Origin of the sequence: Peribacillus sp. YIM B13472, assembly GCF_042788005.1 — a bacterium.
In the GTDB taxonomy this organism is placed as follows: domain Bacteria; phylum Bacillota; class Bacilli; order Bacillales; family DSM-1321; genus Peribacillus; species Peribacillus simplex_E.
On the sequence record NZ_JBHZPG010000035.1, the window covers coordinates 19,090 to 40,501 of the forward strand.

Genomic DNA, 21,412 nt, shown 5'->3' on the forward strand with positions numbered 1-21,412 from the left:
AATGGATATGTATGAGGAAAAAATAAGAACATGGTTGAAGGAACATCGGATGAATGGGGTTCAGCTTTTGCAAAAACTAGTTCAGGAACCGAGCAAAAGGGGGCAAGAAGGAAGTGCACAAGCCATAGTGGTCGAGAAGTGCAGACAACTTGGTCTAGAAATAGATCTTTGGGAAATCGGGGATGAACAATTAAGAAAACATCCCCATTTTTATTGCGATCGCAGGGATTTTAAAGGTAATCCGAACCTTGTGGCTATTAAAAGAGGAACAGGCCAGGGGAAATCCCTTATTTTAAACGGACATATTGATGTAGTTCCTGAAGGAGATCATGCAGCATGGCACGATGATCCGTATAGCGGCAAGTTGATGGACGGGAAAGTTTTCGGGCGGGGAACGACAGATATGAAAGGAGGCAATGTATCTTTATTGCTGGCCATCGAAGCGATCGTCGAATCTGGAATACAATTGAAGGGAGATGTGATATTCCAGAGTGTGATTGAAGAAGAAAGCGGTGGTGCCGGCACACTTGCGGCAGTCCTACGGGGGTACAAAGCTGATGGTGCAATCATTCCGGAGCCTACAAATATGAAACTATTCCCTTTACAGCAAGGTTCGATGTGGTTTCGACTGAGAATAAAAGGCAAGTCTGCACATGGAGGCACGAGGTATGAAGGAGTCAGTGCAATAGATAAAGCGGTTGGTGTAATGAAAGAAATCAAGTTGCTTGAACAAGAACGGAATGAGTCACTCCGTCATTCACTCTATAAAAATGTCCCTATCCCGATTCCAATCAACATAGGTAGCATTCAAAGCGGGAATTGGCCTTCCTCCGTGCCGGATACAGCCGTACTAGAAGGTAGATTCGGCATCGCCCCGACAGAAACCATGGAAGAGGCACAAAAATCACTGAAGGAGCGAATAGATGCTTTAAACCGGAGCGATGCATGGTTCAAAGAAAAACCTATTGAATTAGAATGGTTTGGGGCCAGATGGCTGCCTGGCAATCTCGAAATAAATCACCCGCTTATGAAGACAATTGGCACATACTTTGAAAAAGTGGTAGGGGAAGAACCGCTTGTCGAAGCGTCCCCTTGGGCGACGGATGGAGGGTATCTTTCATCGGTTGGCTCTACCCCCGTAGTTGTGTTTGGACCAGGGGAAACGAAGATGGCCCATGATTCGAACGAATATATAGAGGTGGATAAAATGATGGAGGTTGCGGAAATCATCGCATTGACCATTATTGAATGGTGTGGGGTGGACAAGGAATAATCATTTTTCCCAAGGTCTGATTCCAGGAAGGGTCAGGCCTTTCGCAACAATTTTTGAAGATGTGAAAGGAGCGGACAAATGGAGGCTGGAATCATTGAAAAAAGAATTCAAAAGCCAAGGTGCACCATACATATTACGATCGACCATTTTAATAAGCGAATCAGGGTTGATGATTATCTAGGTCATTTTCAAGATTGCGTGGAGGAATCTTTAAAGGTGGCTAAAGGCATATCAGCAGAAAAAATCATCTTCAAGTCACGCAGGGAAAACGTTATGGCATTGCTTGCTCAAGGCTTTCTATATGAAGGAAGCATCGATAAATTCTTCTTGGGAAGCGATTGTTTCTTCCTTGTTAAATATAACCAGAATGAAAGGCGCAACAGTGCAGAATGGGAGAAGGAAGATCAAATCCTTACCGATGTTCAGAGTCTGCCGACAAAATCCGGACTAGATGATCCGCCGTCAGCCTATCAAGGCCGTAAAGCAGAAGTTACCGATGCACTTCAGCTGGCCCAATTGTATGGTAAGGTTTTCGATGTGTATCCCACACCGATGAATGATCCGGTATATGTGAAAAAGTGCATGGAAATGGGAACGGTTTTTTATATTTATGTCCATGAAGAGAGGATCGTCAGTGCTGCTTCCGCAGAAATTAATTCCTTTTACCATAATGCAGAAATCACCGATTGTGCGACATTGCCGGAACATCGGCAGTACGGCTTGATGAAACACTTGATTTCCGCGCTTGAAGACTATCTTATTTCACATGGAATTTATTGTATCTATTCAATTGCCCGGTCGCTCTCATTCGGCATGAATGCTGCATTGCATCAGCACGGTTACTCGTACCGCGGACGTTTGGCCAATAATTGTTATATCTTTGATAAACTGGAAGATATGAACCTTTGGGTGAAAAATTTAACTTGAATGCTCATTTTTAGGCGGTTGATGACAAGTTTTTGGCATTTCCTCATATACATCTAGCAAGAAGGTCTTGAGGAGGGATATCTTGCCAAGTGAATTTTTTAATACAAGTGAAGTGTTGGAAGCGATATTAGAAACCATTGATGAAGGCATTCATGTGATAGATCCAAAAGGACAGACCATCTTTTATAACAAAGTGGCAGCCAATCATGATGGGATGAAAAGAAGTGAGGTGCTTGGGAAACCGTTGCTTGAAGCCTTCCCTTCATTGAATCACAAATCATCGACCTTACTCCGGGTCATTAAATCTGAAAAACCAATCTACAATTATAGTCAATCGTATGTAAATGCACATGGGCGAATCATTGAGACGCTAAATACGACGCTCCCCATATATGTTGATGGGTTTATGATAGGTGCAATAGAAATTGCCAAGGATTATTCAAGCTTGAAGCAATTATCTGAAAGGTTAGCTGATTTGGAAAGCTCGCTCAAGACTATCAAAAGTCCTGAAAGGAAAACGCCTGCGAACGGCGGATTGTATTCTTTCACGGAAATCCTGACAAATGATACTGGGTTTAAAGGTTTGATATCACAAGGGAAAAAGGCTGCCCGCTCCTCCTCATCGGTATTGGTTTATGGGGAAAGCGGTGTAGGAAAAGAGCTTTTTGTTCAAAGCATCCACCAGGATTCGAGCCGCGGTAAAGAACCTTTCATCGCGCAAAATTGTGCTGCCCTACCAGCAAGTTTATTGGAATCGCTTCTATTCGGTACGGCAAAAGGAAGCTACACCGGTGCTGTGGAACGTCAGGGGTTGTTTGAATTAGCCAACGGGGGAGCCTTGTTTTTGGATGAATTGCAATCGATGCCGATTGACTTGCAGGCAAAGCTTCTGCGTGTGCTTGAAGATGGGTTCATCAGGAGGATAGGCGGCACAAAGAGTGTACAGGTGGATGTCAGGATCATGGCAGCGATGAATATAGATCCGAAAAAGGCGGTATCGGAAAACAGGCTAAGGGCGGATTTATTTTACCGATTGAACGTATTGAGCTACGAGCTGCCTCCGTTAAGGGAGCGGATTGATGATATAGAGCTTCTTTCTGAACATTTCATATCAATATTTAACAGTAAATTAGGACTGTCGATAAAAGGCATGGATGAGAAGACTAAGGTTTTTTTTCGGAAATATCATTGGCCTGGAAACGTAAGGGAGCTTAAACATACAATAGAATTCATGATGAACCATACGGAGAATGATGTTTTGAATCTTGAAGATTTGCCCCAATTTTTAAAAAAGCCCACCCCATCAGAAAAAATACTTCCGCTTCGTGAGGCCATGATTGAGATGGAAACAAAATTGATTACCGAGGCCCTTCTACAAACGAACGGTAACGTTTTCCAGGCATCGAAGCTATTGCAAATTCCAAGACAGACCTTGCAATATAAAATAAAAAAACATATTTGAATGGAAAAAATCCGGATGAAGCCAGCAGTCCGGTTTTTTTTTATGGGCATTCGAATTTTTGGGTCATTTTGGCACCCTTCTTGCATTTAATACTACTATCATAACTCAGGAGGTATAACCATGTTATTTGACTTATATAAGCCAGATCGCCATTGGAAAGATATAGAGCTATGGAAAGATGTAACTGAAGAACAATGGAACAACTGGCTGTGGCAGCTTACGAATACGATCCGAACTGTTGATGATTTGAAAAAAGTGATAAACCTGACTCCGGATGAAGAGGAAGGTGTGAGGATTTCCACAAAAACCATTCCATTGAATATCACCCCATACTATGCTTCGTTAATGAATAAAGATGACCCAAGGTGTCCAATCAGAATGCAATCGGTCCCAATCTCGGAAGAAATGCATAAAACCAAATATGACATGGAAGACCCCCTTCATGAGGATGAGGACTCCCCTGTACCGGGACTGACCCATAGATATCCGGATCGCGTTCTTTTTTTGGTGACGAATCAATGCTCCATGTACTGCCGTTATTGTACGCGAAGACGCTTTTCAGGTCAAATTGGCATGGGCGTGCCAAAAAAACAATTGGACGCTGCAATTGGTTATATACGTGACACGCCGGCAGTTCGGGATGTCCTTATTTCCGGCGGGGACGGATTATTGATCAATGACACGATCCTTGAATATATCCTCAAAAACTTAAGGGAAATTCCTCATGTTGAAATAATCAGGATAGGTACGCGGGCTCCGGTTGTTTTTCCTCAAAGAATCACTGATAATTTATGTGCCATTTTAAAAAAATATCATCCGGTTTGGCTGAATACTCATTTCAATACTTCGATAGAAATTACCGGGGAGTCAAAGAAAGCATGTGAGATGCTTACCGATGCAGGTGTACCTGTAGGCAACCAGGCAGTTATTTTAGCGGGGATAAATGACAGTGTCGCAATCATGAAAAAGCTGATGCATGACCTTGTTAAGATCCGTGTCCGTCCTTACTATATTTACCAGTGTGATCTCTCGGAAGGCATCGGTCATTTCAGGGCCCCCATTTCAAAAGGGATTGAAATCATCGAGGGGCTGCGAGGCCATACATCCGGGTATGCTGTACCTACCTTCGTAGTCGATGCTCCAGGAGGTGGAGGGAAAATCACGCTGCAGCCGAATTATATCCTTTCACAATCCCCAACAAAAACGGTGCTGCGCAATTTTGAAGGTGTGATAACCACATATCCTGAACCTGAGCAATATACACCAGGACTTGCTGATGATTATTTCAAAGGGGTATATCCTGATATGGAAGAAAAACAGTCGGATATAGGTGTATCTGGTTTAATGAACGACAAGCAATTCAATTTAGTGCCTGAAGGACTGAAGCGAATGAATCGACGGGAAAATTACGTGACCAACCCAGAGCATGCTTCATTGAAAAACCAACGTGAAAAGCGAGATCTTTTAAAAGAAAAGAAATTCCAGTCACAGCAAAAAAAGGGTGCACCAAAGGGGGATGAATAGCATGGTGACATGTCCATGGTGTGAGGTCGGAACATTACAATCGGTAACTGATACAGTGTTTTGGGAGTTACCAGATGGATCTAGAGCGGTTGAAATTGATGAAACGCCATCGTTCTATTGTGATAATTGCCATGCGCTATTTCAGAGTGATGAAACGACTAAAGAGATTGAAGACCAGCTGTTTTTAATTGATACGAAACAGTTAGGGAAACAGACGACGTATGACGAGTTATTGAAGATGAAGCGGTTGTTAAAGCGAAATTATTTTGATTTTGGGAAATAACAAAATAATTAGAAGTTGCCTCATCTACTTTTTTTGATGAGGTTTTTCTGTGCGCCCGGCGGTGCGGTATATAGGGTGCACATCCCGAACAGTGAAGGCATTATTAGCGGCTGCTTTCCGTGGTGAGGCGGAATTTTGAAGGAAGCAAGCGGTAAATTGAGATATATTATTTTGGAAGCCTCTTTTGGAGAGGTTTTTTGAAATTTCTTCAATGGGTATTAGGGTGGATGAAAAAGCACTGTTAAAACAACTAATTTTTATTTTCAAAATACGGAGAGCAGAAAGATCCCTGCGGCTGTCGTAAAGGAAAGGACAATTGAAGGGCCTGTTATTTTTATACCATTGGCCGATCCAAGAAAAAATCCAGTACCATTAGTGCAGCCAACTCCTATTAAGGACAATTGCCACCATTTTAAATTTTCATCTTCACTCCTATTATGACCACTAGGAATAAAAAAATCCATGAAGTATCTCCTCAAATATTCTAATTCCTTTTCAAAGCAAGTAGGTATTTAGATTACATGTTGCTCTGAACATTCCCCAAATGAATTCATACATAATCATCCCGCCTATAAATGTGATTGTGGTAAATTACCATTCTTATTAAACATTTTTTGGGATAGTTTTATCTTTTGTGGATAACTTAGAAATAAAATCTTAAAAGAAAGGATACTTATATGAAAATAAAATGGGTTTTATTAGCTATTCTTTCTACCATAGTCAATGTGCTTTCTGGCTGTGAATCATTAGCGGTCTTAGATCCTAAAGGACCTCAAGCCCAAACCCAAGCCAATGTGATTTGGCTATCAATTGCGATCATGGCGGTTATTGTTATTGTTGTTTGTGCTATTTTAGTCTTTGTGTTAACGAAATACCGTGACTCTAAACTACCGAAAGATTACGAACCACCTTACATTGAAGGGAATCATCTCGTTGAAACGATTATTGTTGGGGTGCCAATTTTAATCGTCATTTTCTTCTCCGTTGTTTCTGTAATTTCCAACAATAAAGTGGAAGCCACTCCGGAAGGGTACAAAGGTCAAGATCCATTAGTTATTTACGCTTCGTCATCTGATTGGAAGTGGCATTTTAGTTATCCAGAAAACGATATCGAGACAGTAAACTACTTGTATATTCCAACAAATCGACCACTTGAATTTAAACTTTATTCATTCGGGCCTATCACGAGTTTCTGGATTCCACAACTTGGCGGTCAAAAATATGCCATGTCTAACATGGTGACCACATTACACTTAGCAGCGGACGAATCTGGGGAAATGATGGGACGAAATGCAAACTTTAGTGGGAGAGGATTCGCTGAAAATACGTTCCACGTCGAAGCGATATCTCAAGATAAGTTTGATGAATGGGTAAAGGAAGTTAAAGAAACTGCGAAACCTATTACTGAAGTAAAATTCAATGAATTATTAAAACCGGGTCATGAGGGACAGTTAACGTTTACTGGAACTCATTTAGACTTCTCACCAGCTCCAGAAGGTGAAAATGCTGGACATCATCATGGCTCAAGTGACTCTAACGCGAATTCAAAAGGTGAACATATGGAGCATGATCATAAGTCAAGTAATAGTGAAGAAAAATCAGAACACAATCATGAATAATTTCTTAGTCTATCTCAAGAAAAATATTTTCAGAAAGGAAACACAATAGTATGGGTTTTTTCTCTAGATTTCTTATACCTAATCCTAGTCCCGTTCTTTACTCATCAATGGTGGCCATTGGTGTTACTGTTCTCTTGATCATTGTTGGTTTAACCCACTTTAAAAAATGGTTTTATTTATGGAGTGGCTGGCTAACAACAGTCGATCATAAAAGAATAGGTATTATGTATCTAATATCTGCTTTGTTGATGCTATTTCGTGGTGGGGTAGATGCTGTGATGATGCGTGCGCAACTTGCCGTACCGGATAACAAATTATTAGATTCACAGCACTATAATGAAATTTTTTCAACACACGGGGTTGTGATGATTCTCTTTATGGCGATGCCGTACATTATGGCCTTAATGAATTTCGTAGTGCCATTACAAATTGGAGCCCGAGATGTAGCATTCCCACGTTTAAATGCCATAAGTTTCTGGTTATTTTTTATGGGTGCGATGCTATTCAACATCTCTTTTGTAATTGGTGGTTCGCCTGATGCAGGGTGGACATCTTATTTCCCGCTTGCAGGTAATGAATTTAGCCCGCATGTTGGAACGAATTATTATATGATTGGTATTCAGATAGCCGGAATAGGTACATTAATGACGGGGATTAACTTTTTGACGACTATTCTTAAAATGAGAGCACCCGGTATGACATTAATGAAAATGCCAATGTTTACATGGTCTGCTTTAGTCACAAGCATTATTATCATTTTCGCATTCCCTGTATTAACAGTGGCGCTGATCATGGGAACAATGGATCGACTATTCGCAACCAAGTTTTTCACAATGACTGATGGCGGTATGGATATGCTTTGGGCTAACCTGTTCTGGGTTTGGGGACATCCTGAAGTATATATCTTAATCTTGCCTGCATTTGGTCTATTTAGTGAGATTATCCCAACCTTTTCACGGCGTAACCTATATGGCTATCGATCAATGGTTGCTTCAATGGTATTTATCTCTTTATATTCATTCTTCGTTTGGACGCACCATTTCTTTACAATGGGGCAAGCAGCATATGTTAATAGTATTTTCTCGATTACAACGATGGTCATTGCTATTCCGACTGGAATCAAGATCTTTAACTGGTTGTTCACGATGTGGAAAGGTAGAATCAGATTTACCGTACCTATGCTTTATTCAATAGGTTTCATACCTCTTTTCACAATCGGTGGAGTTACCGGGGTTATGCTTGCGATGTCAGCGGCGGATTATCAATACCATAATACAATGTTTTTAGTAGCTCACTTCCACAATGTCATTATTCCGGGTGTAGTATTTGCTGTGCTTGGTGCCGGAACTTACTACTGGCCGAAAATGTTTGGTTTCATGTTGAATGAAAGGATTGGGAAATGGGCGTTCTGGTTTCTAACCATTGGTTTTTGCTTAGCATTCTTCCCTATGTATATCACTGGTTTAGATGGTCAAGCACGTCGTATATACACATACTCTGAATCGACTGGATTTGGACCATTGAATATGATTTCGTTTATCGGGGCAGCTTTAATGGCAATCAGCTTTGTATTAATCGTATATACGATTTACTATAGCATTCGCCATGCCCCAAGAGATGTTAGTGAGGATCCGTGGGATGCACGTTCCCTTGAATGGGCTACTCATAATCCAGTACCAGAATATAACTTTGCTATTATTCCACAAGTGAACTCAAGGGAAACGTTTTGGGATGCTAAATATAAAGGTCATGAATTATTCAAGGGTGACTATGAAAAAATTCATATGCCCAATAACAGCGGCGGACCGTTTATCATGTCCTGTATCTTCTTTGTCTTTGGATTTGCGTTAGTATTCAGCATATGGTTTCTTGCGATTATTGGGTTAATCGGTATCTTTGTTTGCATGGCTCATCGTTCATTCGAAATAGATCATGGGCATTACATTTCTGTAGAAGAAATTAAAGAGACAGAAGCAAAATTCGGGGGTGTTAATAAATGGAAATAGATCACTCGCAACCTCTTGAATATAGTACGGAACAAAATCGTCTAAATATTTTAGGCTTCTGGATTTTCCTTGGAGCCGAAATTATGCTTTTTGCAACACTCTTTGCATCTTATTTTACATTAGTAGATCGTACCGGTAACGGTCCTACTGGAGCAGAAATTTTTGAAATCACTCCAGTACTTGCTGAAACATTCTTGCTCTTAACAAGCAGTTTTGTCATCGGGCTTGGAATCCATGCCATGCGACTTGGCAACAAGAAAGCCATGTTGACATTCTTCGTAATCACTCTCCTCCTTGGATTAGGATTCTTAGGATTTGAAATTACTGAGTTCATTACCTATTATCGCGAAGGAGCTACACTGCAAACTAGTGGATTTACATCGATGCTCTTTACAACATTAGGGACACATGGAGCACATGTTACATTAGGACTTTTCTGGGGGTTATTTATTATCCTTCAAGTGAAAAAACGCGGGTTGACACCTGAAACAGCCAATAAATCCTTCATTTTCTCTCTTTACTGGCATTTCTTAGATATCGTTTGGATCTTCATCTTCACCTTTATCTACATGAAAGGAATGACATAAACATGAAGGAATTATTCCCGGCTAAACAAGTATGGGGTTTTGTATTTTCACTGATTTTGACGGTTGTAGCTCTTTTGGTTTACTTCTTCAATATGTCAAAAGCAACTGGAATGACAATTTTTATAATGACAGCATTCATACAAGCAGCTGTTCAACTAGTTGTGTTTATGCATGCTCGTGAAACTGATGATAGCAAATCAATTTTTATGACTCTATATTGCGCTATATTCTTAGCTCTAATTACTGTCTTCGGTACAATACTATGTATGATCTGGGGTTGGAGTTATTGATATGAAACAGCTTGGGAAACAGAGGCGTATGAAGAGTAATTGAAGTTGAAATAGGGACAATGAGCTAAGTATAGGTAAAAGCTTATAATGCCCTATCACAATATTACTGCTGATAAATTCCAATTTTAAAAAGCGACCATCATTTAAGGGGTACGGCTTTTGTAATTCCCTTTTACGGTTATTTCCAACCCCAATGAGAATTCAATATGAGCTACTGGATCTCAACGTTTTAACATTCTCTTATGGAATCTAACTAATGAGGGTAAAAGTAAAAAGATTCTTTCATTTTCTAACGGAGAGATCAATTCTTTAGTGACAAAAACAAGCGAAATGCTGGGGGGAATAGTCACTGATAGTGCGGATTCAGATAGCCCTCTGAGAAAAAATGTTTAATAAACTATTAGGGAAAAGTAATAGCAAGGTGTTTGATGGGTGGGAAGAGTACCATATAGAAATTCCCTATTTCTCGAGATGCAATGAAAGCTTATCAAGAACTTCATCGTGAAATTCCTATCGTGAGTTATATGTTCTTCATACTAATCGTAAGAACCCCAATATCATTGAGAAAAAATGGATGGGTGTAAGGCGCTAGTGAAAAGACTGGATTTTTCACTGCAAATAAAAGCAATAAATAATATAGAAAAACTAACAATAGAGTTCAATTGAAAGGCAAGTAGAGATGTTTATTCTGTACTTGCTTTTTAATTTATATGACCCACTTAAAAAGTAAGTTAAACAATAGCTAAGTTCTTTTTGCTTATATACCGAATGCATTTTGTGTTGAAAAATCGTGGATTTCTTAAAATGAGGAAGAAAAAACCAAATTGATATTTAAAAAAAGTGGACGGAAGCGAAAGTTTCCGATATATTAAAGCAGAAATCATAGTTATTTTAGGGGGGCTCGACATCATGAGACCATTTTATTTATATTTAATGAAATTTCGACAACCGAAGGAAACTGATGCAATCACTAAATTTGCCAATCATGCCTATGAGGACCATGGCTTCCCAAAACAATCGACTGATTATAATGAACTGAGCAGTTATTTAGAATTGAATGCAGACTATCTTGAAAGTATGTCAGTATTCGATCAAGCGTGGGAACAGTATGTCCAAATAGAAGAAGGGCTCATATTGGGAGATCAGGAATAGGGAGGATCGGAAGGATGCTTAAAAGCCTTCAAACCCGAATTTTGCTTTACTCTTTACTTATTGCAAGTGTTCCTCTTCTGATATTGGGAATCATATCCTATGGATCACAACGGTCCCTTCTGGAGAAGGAAGCAAAAAATGCCCTGAATGCAGGTTCACTGAATATTGTAAATGAAACATATAACTATTTGAATGAACGAATCAGTGATGTGAAGTTTATGAGTGCAAATTCGGTAATCATCAATCCTGGCTATTTAAAAGAAGAGAAATCAGATGAACTAAAAAAGTTTATCGATGCAAAGGGTAATTATTACGGTGTCTTGCATTTGAATATGGAAGGCGATGTCATTGCAGATACATCAAATAAAATGATCGGGGCCAACCTCTCAAAGAGAATATGGTTCAAAGAGGCCATAGAAGGTCATGAATTCCTTTCCGACGTTTATCAAACCCGGACTTTTTCAAAACCTATAATGGTTCTAAGTGCGCCGGTATATGATGATGCAGGGAAAATGATCGGTGTCGTATCCCCAGTTTTCCGATTGGAAGGTCTTTGGGAGATGATGGAGAAAAAGGCTAATGAAATTAGTGATAAATACCCAGTAAACTTTTTCATGATCAATCAAGAAGGCATCATGATTTCGAAAAAGGACCCGAATGGCGTCATGCAGGATTCTGCCTTGAAAGAAATGGGGTTAACTAAAGGTAAGCTGATGGAAGCTTCGTTATCGGATGATTTGTACAGTGCAGAGAATGGGGAAAAAATATATTCCATCCAGCCTGTCCATACGATTGCAGAAACGGAGAATAAATGGTTTGTTGTTGTGGGTGCTGATAAGAAACAGGTGTTTCAACCTTTGAATGACCTATTAACACGGTACCTGACCATCTACAGCATCGTTTTTGTTTCTATCATTCTGGCTGTCTATTTACTAACAAAGACCCTCGTAAGGCCAGTTCAAGAACTTGTCGAAGCGACAGAGGATTTCATAGGAGGAAAGGAATTCATCATTTCCGACAAAAGAAGCTTCGAGGAAATGGAAAAATTGAACCTTGCCTTTCTAAGAATGATGGAAACGATAGAAGATCGTGAGAAGGAAATCGTCCGAACGGAAAAATTGAAATATGTTGGCCAGCTTGCTGCCGGTGTCGCCCATGAAATCAGGAACCCGTTGACGACAATAAAGGGCTTTTTCCAATTATTGAAGAGCCAGGATCATGATACAACATTAATAGAAAAATATAGTGATGTCATGCTTCATGAAGTGGATCGGGTCAATGCATTCGTAACACAACTTCTTGATTTGGCAAAACCGCATCAACTGGAATGGGAGAAATTTGATTTAAAGGATTTCCTTGAAGAAATTATAGATACCTATACCCCTTCAAATCCGAGTTATCATGTAAGAATAATTAATGAAGTGACACAATCCGTCTTTGTTTATTCAGACAGAAATCGGTTAAGGCAGGTTCTCTTGAATGTCTTGAATAATTCTTGTGAAGCCATCGAAACAAGGGGGCAGATTGAACTGCAACAGACTTCCGTGTCCCAATATGTAAAATTAGTGATTAGCGATGATGGAAAAGGCATCAGTCCCGAGGATTTAATAAATATCGGTATGCCCTTTTATACCACCAAACCGGATGGTAACGGATTAGGTGTGGCGACGTGCATTCAGATAATGGAGGGATTAAAAGGTAAATTCCAAATGGAGAGCGTCAGCGACGAAGGAACGAAAGTGACTCTCATCATCCCCACTACGAACCGTCTCATTAAATGAGGCGGTTTTTGGTTGGTTGTAGCGCCCTTTAATAAATGGGCCGGTTACTTAGTTAAATGAGCAAAATGCCCCCTCATTTCCATTAACCTCCATGTTTGTTTGTGCATATAATTTACTAATCAAACGATAAGGACCATATTGGGGGATGTCTCTTATGGGCAAAAAAAAACAGCCGAAATTTAAATTAGGCGATACAGTCGTAATAACAATGTATGGGACAGTCGGGAATATAACCGATGTGAAATTTCTCGATGGTGCTTATGTGTATGAAGTGAACTATAGTGAAGGTCTTTATATCGAAAAAACATTGCAATCGATAAATGAATATGAAGGAGAAATCCTTTATCCAAAAGAACAAATCGATATTGAATATAAATATTTATTAGGTGACTTGGTCCAAGTGGATGGATATGAACAGGATTATTTCAAGATTATCGGCTATCGGACGGAAATTTGGCGCTATAAGGAAAATGCCTGGGAGGATGTAATCTATGAGTTATCAAGAATCTCGGATGGTGAATGGCTTGAAGCGCACGAAGAAGAACTGACTTTGATAGCCGATGCTAAACGTGCAGATGGAATTATAAAAAAGTTGGGTCTGCTACTTCCTAAAAAGAAAAATGAGCTTGCTATCATTGCTAAACAAAACAACCCTGGTAAAGGTGAGCGAGATATGACAATGACAAAAAATGAAAAAAAGGAAATGATTGATGGACTGTTGGATTTATATAATGATTATTGTAAGCTCTACGAACATTTTGGCGATGATGAATACCGCCATATCATGAAGATTGCCCTTGCGAAAATTGAAAAAGCGGCAGAGGAAATTTATCCAGATCATAAAAAGAAGCAAACGAAGTGAAAGGTGTCCCAAACTTTTTAAAGGGCAATTTCCAAATTCCCTATAGAAGCTTCCATTCAAATTGAACAGAAATGGACCATGATAACTATAGGCCATTCATATGATTTTCCATTATGGGATGCCTTACTGGTATATTTGTCTCTACACATTCATAGACCTTTAAATAAGGGGGCGATGATTTGCGAGAAATTGAGGTTTTTATTGATACAGAAGAGATAGCGGAATTCTTTTTTCAAGAATTGATAAGACGGGGCTATCTTCCAACAGAAGCTGAAGTTGAAGATCTTGCTGACATCACATTCGAATATCTTCTTGAAAAATGCATAATTGATGAAGAAGTCGATGAGTAACCTGTCATAAGACGGTTAGCAGCTTCCTTTCCCTTAATTTTATTAACGATTAAAAAAAGACGGCGGACCTCCGCCGTTTTGTTTGCGGTTTAGAGTAAGGGTGCCAAAAGTCTTTTTGAGATTTCCAGTTTTTCAAGTTCTAGGATAAGGTTCAATTTTCCTAACTTGTGGTGGATATGGTATAGTAGTTTTTGAATATCATTTCAACCACAAGTTAAGGAGGACATAGTCGTATGAGCGTACATATTGGTGCAAAAGAAAATGAAATTGCGGAAACGGTCTTACTGCCAGGGGACCCGTTGCGTGCAAAATATATTGCTGAAACATTTTTAGAGGATGCTAAACTTTATAATGAAGTTCGTAACATGTTTGGATATACAGGTACATATAAAGGGAAACGAATTTCTGTACAAGGTACAGGCATGGGGGTTCCATCCATTTCCATTTACGTGAATGAATTGATGAATAGCTATAATGTCCAGAAGCTGATTCGTGTGGGAACTGCAGGAGCGATTCAAAAAGATGTAAAAGTCAGGGATGTGATCCTTGCCATGAGTGCTTCCACCGATTCCCAAATGAACCGGATGACTTTCGGTGGGGTGGACTTTGCCCCAACCGCTGATTTCGAATTACTAAGAAAAGCATATGACGCCGGGACGGCCAAGGGCTTGCAATTGAAGGTCGGTAATGTATTTACGGCCGATCAGTTTTATAACGATAATAGTGAATTGGAAAAATGGGCAAAATACCAAATACTTGCAATAGAAATGGAATCAGCTGCCCTATACACGCTTGCCGCTAAATTTGGCCGCCAAGCTTTATCTGTATTAACCATTTCCGATCACATTTTAACCGGTGAGGAAACGACGTCGGATGAGCGCCAGTCAACTTTTAACGAAATGGTTGAGGTGGCATTGGAAGCAGCTATCAAGGATTGATAATTGCATGTAAATGTCAGGCTGGTTACCGGGAATAAGTGATGCTGTAGAATGACAGTTGGGATACAGGCTCATTTATTCCTTGGTATCCGTATTTTTGTAATGTCGGAGATGGCTGTTGCCCTTGGATCTTTCTCTATAATATTAACGTTTGCGAAGCGGTAAAAAAATACATATGGTCATAAGTTGTTATTTTTGATAACTATTATTTTTCGATTGGCATGAAAGCTGATAAAATAGGAATGAAATTGTTTATATTGTCATGAAGAATGAAAGTGGTGAGGCTTCAGTGGAAGAAGAAAATCAAAAACAGCCAAAAGAGGCAGGAAAATTCATTAAAATAAAGAAGTTTACGTTCATTATGGGGATTTTCTTAGTCATATTTCTAACTGCAGGGATTACTACAATAGCCTTGACCTTTGGAGATGAAAAAGTAGAGTCATTAGCACCGGATAAACATGCGGAATTTGAAAAGCTGTATTCTACATACGATACGATAAAAGATAACTATTATGAAGAGATTGATCAAGATAAGCTGGTTGACGGGGCAATCAATGGAATGATCAAATCATTGGATGATCCCTACTCCGCTTATATGGATAAAAAGGAAGCATCGAGTTTCCATGAGAGCATCTCTTCATCTTTTGAAGGAATCGGTGCAGAGATTCAGGAGCAGGATGGACAAATCATGGTCGTCTCACCGATAAAAGGATCCCCAGCAGAAAAAGCAGGGGTAAAACCGAATGATATCATTTTAAGTGTGGACGGTAAAAGCGTTGAAGGACTAAGCTCTTCTGAAGCTGTCCTGAAAATCAGGGGCGAAAAGGGAACGAAAGTGGATTTATCCATCTCAAGAGCTGGTGAGTCGGATCCGATTGAGCTCACCATTAAACGGGATACAATTCCGATTGAAACGGTATATGCGGAAATGCTTGATGATGGAGTTGCAAAAATTCAAGTGACCAGTTTTTCCGAACATACAGTCCAAGAACTGAAAACGGCGCTTGAAGAAATGTCGAAGAAGGATATGAAGGGTCTCGTATTGGATTTGCGGGGAAACCCAGGGGGACTTCTTGACCAAGCAATAGACATGGCAAGCCTGTTCATACCTAATGGGAAAGTGGTCCTTCAAGTTGAAGATCGCAGCGGGAAAAAAGAGGTCTATAAATCGAAGAATGATGGAGAACTGAAAATCCCGGTAGTCGTGTTGATTGATGACGGAAGTGCCAGTGCTTCTGAAATCGTTGCAGCGGCTGTCAGTGAGTCTGCGGACATTCCATTGATCGGTGTCAAGTCATTTGGGAAAGGGACAGTTCAGACTGCCCAAGACTTTGAAGATGGATCTAACTTCAAATATACGGCAGCTAAATGGTTGACTCCTGAAGGCAATTGGATTCATAAAAAAGGGATCAAGCCGGATATTAATGTAAAGCTTCCTGATTATGCCAGCCTTCCGTACATTTCACCTGATAAGGAATTGAAAGCATCCGATTCTTCGAGTGAAGTGAAAGCAGCTGAAGAGATGCTGAAGGAAGCAGGCCATGATCCAGGAAAGATAGATGGATTCTTTGATGAAGCAACCACGAATGCGGTCATAGCATTCCAGAAGGAACAAAAAATTAAAGAAACTGGGACAATTAAAGATGATACTACCGTGAAATTGATGCAGGTCATCCGCGAGAAAATCCTTAAAAACGACACACAAGTGAAAAAGGCAGTAGAAGTATTAAAGAAAGAAATCAAATAAATGATTTTGCCCGAAAAGCCTGTCAGCGATTATCGTTGGCAGGCTTTTTTGTCGTTAAATGCATAGAATTCCAATATTAGGCGGAGAATAGGGGTAATTTTCCGATGAGGTGAGGTAATGAAAGAAAAGGTATTTTTCATATATCTATTGATCTTGATTCTGGCAGGCTGCACCTATGCCCCTTTACCCAAACAAAATGGAAATGCAGGTACGGAAAAAAAACTGACCAAAGAAGAGGACCAGGAAAGCGTGAAAACATTTCTGTTAATTGGTGTTGATACAAGAGGAGAGCAAAAATCTCGATCAGATGCGATTATCCTGGCAAAATACTTTCCTGAGCAGGAGAAACTGAAGCTGGCTTCCATCATGCGTGATAGTTATGTGGAAATCCCCGGAAATAAATCAGGATATAACAAAATAAATGCAGCTTATTATTATGGTGGAAGGGAACTGCTCAAGAAAACCATACAGGAGAACTTCGATATCAAGGTCAATCATGTAGCGGTAATCGACTTCCAGGGATTTGTGAAAATGGTCGATTTACTTGCCCCTGAGGGGGTAGCGGTGAATGTGGATCAGGAAATCATTGATGATATGAGCATTCAAGCAAGTGTTGGTAAAAATGTTTTACATGGTGAGGAAATACTGAAATATGTCCGTTTTAGGCATGACGATGAAAGTGATTTTGGAAGGGTGGAGCGTCAACAAGAAGTGATGGTTCAATTAAAAACAGCGTTTATAAATCAAATCTCATCCTTCGAAGGGATGGCAGCCCTTCCTAGTATCATCGAACAAGGACTCTCGTACCTGGATACAGATATTGGACTGAAAACAATAATGGAAATGGTTCCAAAAGCCGTCTTCCATACACCGGACACTGTCGAAACCTTAAGGGTTCCAGTGGAAGGAAGCTTTAAAGATGAAATATATCCCCAGTCCGGAGCCGTGTTGGAAATAGATTACACTAAAAATAAAAAGGCACTTCAGGAGTTCTTTTCAAAATAATAAGAACTATTGTTGAAAACAACCTTATATTAAGTGAATAAGTTTGAATTCACTTGAATTATTGTATTATAGACCTCGCAAGAATAATCATGATCATCTTTAAAAAACGAGAGGGATACAAATCCTTCTCGTTTTTTATCACCAATAAAGGAACCTGCATCAATTAACAAAATGCGGAATGTTTTTAATGAAATCCGGTGTTATGATGCCGTTTTCGGTAATGATGCTCGTAATAAGATGATTCGGTGTAACGTCAAAGGCTGGATTGAAAGTCTTCACGTTTTCCGGAGCGATCCTTACACCTTGAATGAAGGTGATTTCCGCTTCATTCCGTTCTTCGATCGGGATGGATGTGCCGGATTCGATAGAAAGGTCGAATGTACTTGATGGTGCGGCCACATAAAAGGGGATGCCAAAGTGCTTGGCTAATATGGCCAATCCCAATGTCCCGATTTTATTGGCTGTATCTCCATTAGCCGCAATCCTGTCGGCACCGACGATAATTCCATTTATTCGTTTCTGGTGAATCGTATGTGCAGCCATATTATCTGAAATTAAAGTGACATCAACCCCCGCTTGCATCAATTCCCACGCCGTCAAACGCGCACCTTGCAGGACAGGCCTGGTTTCACATGCGTACACTTTTAGCGGAAAGTCCCTTTCTTTAGCCAGGTGGAAGGGAGCCAAGGCTGTGCCATACCGAGCTGTGGCAATTCCCCCAGCGTTGCAATGAGTGAGAATGGAATCTCCTCTAGTGAATAAGGATAAACCATGTTCCCCGATTTTCCTGCACATTTCTTCATCTTCAGCAAAGATGGCTTTAGCCTCCGTTACAAGTGCTTCCTTTGCAGCTGAAATGCTTTGCGCAGCATGCAAGGCGTTCTCCATCCTCCTTAACGCCCAAAAAAGGTTGACTGCAGTTGGCCTGGAAGAGGCGAGTTTTTCAATATGCCTCGTTACATTTCTCTTGAAATCCACTAATTCAGCGGTTGTTTCCTGTTTGGCACCAAGTGCAACACCAAATGCTGCCGTCAGTCCAATTGCTGGGGCACCGCGAACTTTTAATGTCAAAATGCTGTCATATACATCATCAACTGAATGAAGTTCAATAAATTCAGTTATGGAAGGAAGGGCTTGTTGATTTAATAATGTAATATGGGTATCATCCCATTGTACCGAATATGGTAAGGGTGCTAGTGTAGTCATGTGCAGGTCTCCTTTTAAATGGTTGAATAAGATGGCAGTGTAAGTTGCTTCAAGGCTTCAATGACAGCTGGAACATCCATTTCTTCCCGTTTTTTAATTAAAAATGCACCAATTTCTAATGTTGCCGTTTTGGCAGCGATCCTTGTTTCTTTATTTTCAATGACGTTTAAATCGGCAACATGGGAAAGGCCAATGGTTCGCCGAATCAGTTCACAGCCGGCAAAACCGAAAGCATCTTTTTTGAATTTTGTCAGTAAATAAGGCAGATAACCTTTCACATGGCGGAATGGGCTTTTATTTTGGCCTTCCCATAATTCGGTATAAGTTTCTTCAAAGGCATTCCAAAATTCATGAAGGTGTGTGAAAATCTCTTCCTTTCCAGCGCCATTGCGTGTGACTGCCTGGAAGAGAAGGTTGGCGGTGTATTGACCAAGGTCAAAACCAACGGGCCCATAAAAAGCGAATTCCGGATCAATAACCTTTGTTTCAGTTTCACTTGCAAATATACTTCCAGTATGTAAATCTCCATGAAGCAAGGCTTCCTGCTCGGTTTCAAAGCTTTGTTTCAGCTTAGCGACCTCAAGTATCACTTCTTGATCATTCCAGATATTTTTGGCGGCATCAGTCAATTCCACCTCGAAGTCTCCCGGGAGTTCCTCAAAAAATGGATCCGTGAAAATAAAGACTTCAGTGATTTTGCAGAGTTCCGGATTCGTGAAATGTCGGGCCACTTCCTTTTTCGCAGATGGTTCTAAATGATAATCGGATGTATAAAATGCCGTCTTCGCAACATACTCACCAATATGCTGTGAAAGCAATGGATATGAATCGCCATCGATCAATCCTGTTCTAACGATTTTCAAGTGAGATAAATCCTCCATGACTGTGATGGCAAGCTGTTCATCCGAATAATAGACTTGCGGTACGAATTCGGGGCAATAACTTCTGAAATGAATCAGCGCATTCGCTTCAATGGCAGCCCTTTTCAATGTCAACGGCCAGCTTTCACCAAGTACCTTGGCATAAGGGACCGCTTGTTTGATGATTATTCCTTTATTTGTGTGCGTGTCTGTAATATGAAAAACATAATTTAAGTTTCCATCGCCGATTTCTTTACATTTTAAACTTTCATCCGCATTGACCAACCCAAGTTTTTTTGCAAGGGTTATAGCTGTTTCGTTTGTCAATCTCTTAAAATTTGAATGGTTTTGTGTCATTCTTTTCCCCTCCAGATTCAAAATAAGAATAAAAAAGCCTCTTTCATATAGAAAGAGGCAGAAGTTTTGGCTTCGGACCTCTTATCTTCCAGAAAAAGAATTCTGGTGGAATTAGCACCGTGCTCTGTGGATTTTATAATCCGGCGGTGAATCCGCCCCATTTCACAATGGTATTACAGTCGGTTGCTGGGCTTCATAGGGCCTTTATCCCTCAGCCTGCTCTTGATAAGAGTAAATGTTTTCTGAAATTTTAATCTTCGGGAAAATAATAACAACTTTTTAAATAGTTTGTCAATGGGTAAATTAATAAAAATCTGGGCGACGATCTTCGAATACAGGTATTTTGTTACGGGCTTCTGTAACTTTATTGAAGTCCAAGGTGCCTGTCAAGAGTTCGTTTCCTTCTCCGGCTTCACTAATGATATTCCCCCATGGATCAATAATCAAGGAATGACCAGCAAATATATTATTGACATCCGAACCTGAACGATTAACGGCTACAACATAGGCTTGGTTCTCGATGGCACGGCTAATCAATAAGGCTCTCCAGTGATCGAGTCTCGGCTTTGGCCATTCCGCCGTTACGAATAGAACTTCGGCGCCTTGAACGGTATGGGCTCGCTGCCATTCAGGGAAACGGATGTCATAACAAACGAATCCAGCACATATTTTTTCATCAAGAGTGAATAAACCATCTTTTTCTCCTGGCTGCAGGAAATGATGTTCATCCATTAACTGAAATAAGTGAAGCTTATCATATTCTTTAATGAGATTCCCATGTTTATCGATGATAATCATGGTGTTATAGATTCCCTTGCTTGTTTTTTTCGCGATGGAACCGCCTATGATGTGAATCTGGTGTTTCTGTGCCTGTGTTTTAAAAAATTCAATCGTTTTTTCTGCCTCGTGATCAGCAATCTCATTTAACCTGGTCAAGTCGTATCCTGTTGTCCAAAGCTCCGGTAAAATGACGATATCGGGTTCTGACCGTGCTGCTTTTTCCATCCATTGTTCTGCAACCTGAAAATTGATATCTGGTTGCCCGAAGGCTATATCCATTTGAATACAAGCTATTTTCCACTTCATCGTTTAAAACCCCCACATGTAAAAAATGCTTTACAAGACTATGATAAACATATATCATTTGTGACTAGAATTTCAAGAAATTTCAGAGAAGGTGTAT

At 40.1% G+C, this 21,412-nt stretch carries 19 protein-coding genes, 1 pseudogene and 1 riboswitch; of the genes and pseudogenes, 16 read left to right on the forward strand and 4 right to left on the reverse strand.

What is annotated here, in order from left to right:
- The first annotated feature begins 1 nt into the window (after nt 1).
- The 5 genes from ACFX4I_RS21290 to ACFX4I_RS21310 all read left to right on the forward strand — a co-directional run bounded on the left by ACFX4I_RS21290 (nt 2) and on the right by ACFX4I_RS21310 (nt 5,469).
- Nucleotides 2-1,273, forward strand: coding sequence for a peptidase (locus ACFX4I_RS21290; RefSeq protein WP_377422852.1), 1,272 nt, complete (start codon nt 2-4; stop codon nt 1,271-1,273).
- Between the two features lie 78 nt (nt 1,274-1,351).
- Nucleotides 1,352-2,200, forward strand: a complete 849-nt coding sequence (gene ablB / locus ACFX4I_RS21295; RefSeq protein ID WP_230303372.1) for a putative beta-lysine N-acetyltransferase — start codon at nt 1,352-1,354, stop codon at nt 2,198-2,200.
- 82 nt (nt 2,201-2,282) lie between these two features.
- Complete coding sequence (locus ACFX4I_RS21300; RefSeq protein ID WP_377422854.1) at nt 2,283-3,662, forward strand: sigma-54 interaction domain-containing protein; 1,380 nt, start codon at nt 2,283-2,285, stop codon at nt 3,660-3,662.
- A gap of 120 nt (nt 3,663-3,782) precedes the next feature.
- Nucleotides 3,783-5,186 carry a lysine 2,3-aminomutase gene (kamA, locus tag ACFX4I_RS21305; RefSeq protein WP_377422856.1) on the forward strand — a complete coding sequence of 468 codons (1,404 nt, stop codon included), beginning with the start codon at nt 3,783-3,785 and terminating at the stop codon, nt 5,184-5,186.
- Between the two features lie 4 nt (nt 5,187-5,190).
- Nucleotides 5,191-5,469, forward strand: a complete 279-nt coding sequence (locus tag ACFX4I_RS21310) for a YokU family protein (protein WP_377422909.1) — start codon at nt 5,191-5,193, stop codon at nt 5,467-5,469.
- A 290-nt stretch (nt 5,470-5,759) separates the two neighbouring features.
- On the opposite strand, the pseudogene ACFX4I_RS21315 reads toward ACFX4I_RS21310, so the two are convergent.
- A pseudogene (locus ACFX4I_RS21315) lies at nt 5,760-5,933 on the reverse strand (amino acid permease); the annotation flags it as partial.
- A 213-nt stretch (nt 5,934-6,146) separates the two neighbouring features.
- On the opposite strand from ACFX4I_RS21315, the gene qoxA reads away from it, so the two are divergent.
- From qoxA to ACFX4I_RS21370, 11 genes are all read left to right on the forward strand, one after another.
- Nucleotides 6,147-7,088, forward strand: coding sequence for a cytochrome aa3 quinol oxidase subunit II (gene qoxA / locus ACFX4I_RS21320; RefSeq protein ID WP_377422858.1), 942 nt, complete (start codon nt 6,147-6,149; stop codon nt 7,086-7,088).
- Between the two features lie 50 nt (nt 7,089-7,138).
- Entirely contained in the window at nt 7,139-9,094 is a 1,956-nt protein-coding gene (gene qoxB, locus ACFX4I_RS21325; RefSeq protein WP_377422860.1) for a cytochrome aa3 quinol oxidase subunit I, read from the forward strand.
- On the forward strand, nt 9,085-9,681 hold the full coding sequence (qoxC, locus tag ACFX4I_RS21330; protein WP_230135799.1) for a cytochrome aa3 quinol oxidase subunit III: 597 nt from the start codon (nt 9,085-9,087) through the stop codon (nt 9,679-9,681). The genes qoxB and qoxC overlap by 10 nt, the downstream gene beginning before the upstream one ends.
- A 2-nt stretch (nt 9,682-9,683) precedes the next feature.
- Nucleotides 9,684-9,971, forward strand: coding sequence for a cytochrome aa3 quinol oxidase subunit IV (gene qoxD, locus ACFX4I_RS21335; protein ID WP_230135797.1), 288 nt, complete (start codon nt 9,684-9,686; stop codon nt 9,969-9,971).
- A gap of 909 nt (nt 9,972-10,880) precedes the next feature.
- The gene (locus tag ACFX4I_RS21340) at nt 10,881-11,123 is read left to right on the forward strand and encodes a YozE family protein (protein ID WP_230303377.1); all 243 of its coding nucleotides are present in this window, start codon (nt 10,881-10,883) and stop codon (nt 11,121-11,123) included.
- Between the two features lie 14 nt (nt 11,124-11,137).
- On the forward strand, nt 11,138-12,904 hold the full coding sequence (locus ACFX4I_RS21345; RefSeq protein ID WP_377422863.1) for an ATP-binding protein: 1,767 nt from the start codon (nt 11,138-11,140) through the stop codon (nt 12,902-12,904).
- A 154-nt stretch (nt 12,905-13,058) separates the two neighbouring features.
- Entirely contained in the window at nt 13,059-13,766 is a 708-nt protein-coding gene (locus ACFX4I_RS21350) for a hypothetical protein (protein ID WP_230303379.1), read from the forward strand.
- A 179-nt stretch (nt 13,767-13,945) separates the two neighbouring features.
- On the forward strand, nt 13,946-14,116 hold the full coding sequence (locus ACFX4I_RS21355; protein WP_064505166.1) for a YozD family protein: 171 nt from the start codon (nt 13,946-13,948) through the stop codon (nt 14,114-14,116).
- A 233-nt stretch (nt 14,117-14,349) separates the two neighbouring features.
- Nucleotides 14,350-15,054, forward strand: coding sequence for a purine-nucleoside phosphorylase (deoD, locus tag ACFX4I_RS21360; RefSeq protein WP_076366058.1), 705 nt, complete (start codon nt 14,350-14,352; stop codon nt 15,052-15,054).
- A gap of 289 nt (nt 15,055-15,343) precedes the next feature.
- A complete protein-coding gene (locus ACFX4I_RS21365; RefSeq protein WP_377422865.1) occupies nt 15,344-16,801 on the forward strand; it encodes a lmo1851 family serine protease in 1,458 nt (485 codons plus the stop codon).
- 117 nt (nt 16,802-16,918) lie between these two features.
- Complete coding sequence (locus tag ACFX4I_RS21370; protein WP_377422868.1) at nt 16,919-17,806, forward strand: LCP family protein; 888 nt, start codon at nt 16,919-16,921, stop codon at nt 17,804-17,806.
- Nucleotides 17,807-17,965: 159 nt separating this feature from the next.
- On the opposite strand, the gene mtnA is transcribed toward ACFX4I_RS21370, so the two are convergent.
- From mtnA to ACFX4I_RS21385, 3 genes are all read right to left on the reverse strand, one after another.
- Nucleotides 17,966-19,012, reverse strand: coding sequence for an S-methyl-5-thioribose-1-phosphate isomerase (gene mtnA / locus ACFX4I_RS21375; protein WP_377422870.1), 1,047 nt, complete (start codon nt 19,010-19,012; stop codon nt 17,966-17,968).
- A 14-nt stretch (nt 19,013-19,026) separates the two neighbouring features.
- The gene (mtnK, locus tag ACFX4I_RS21380; RefSeq protein ID WP_377422873.1) at nt 19,027-20,229 is read right to left on the reverse strand and encodes an S-methyl-5-thioribose kinase; all 1,203 of its coding nucleotides are present in this window, start codon (nt 20,227-20,229) and stop codon (nt 19,027-19,029) included.
- A gap of 78 nt (nt 20,230-20,307) precedes the next feature.
- A riboswitch (SAM riboswitch) is annotated at nt 20,308-20,461 on the reverse strand.
- Between the two features lie 71 nt (nt 20,462-20,532).
- Complete coding sequence (locus ACFX4I_RS21385; RefSeq protein WP_230304224.1) at nt 20,533-21,315, reverse strand: carbon-nitrogen family hydrolase; 783 nt, start codon at nt 21,313-21,315, stop codon at nt 20,533-20,535.
- Nucleotides 21,316-21,412: the final 97 nt, after the last annotated feature.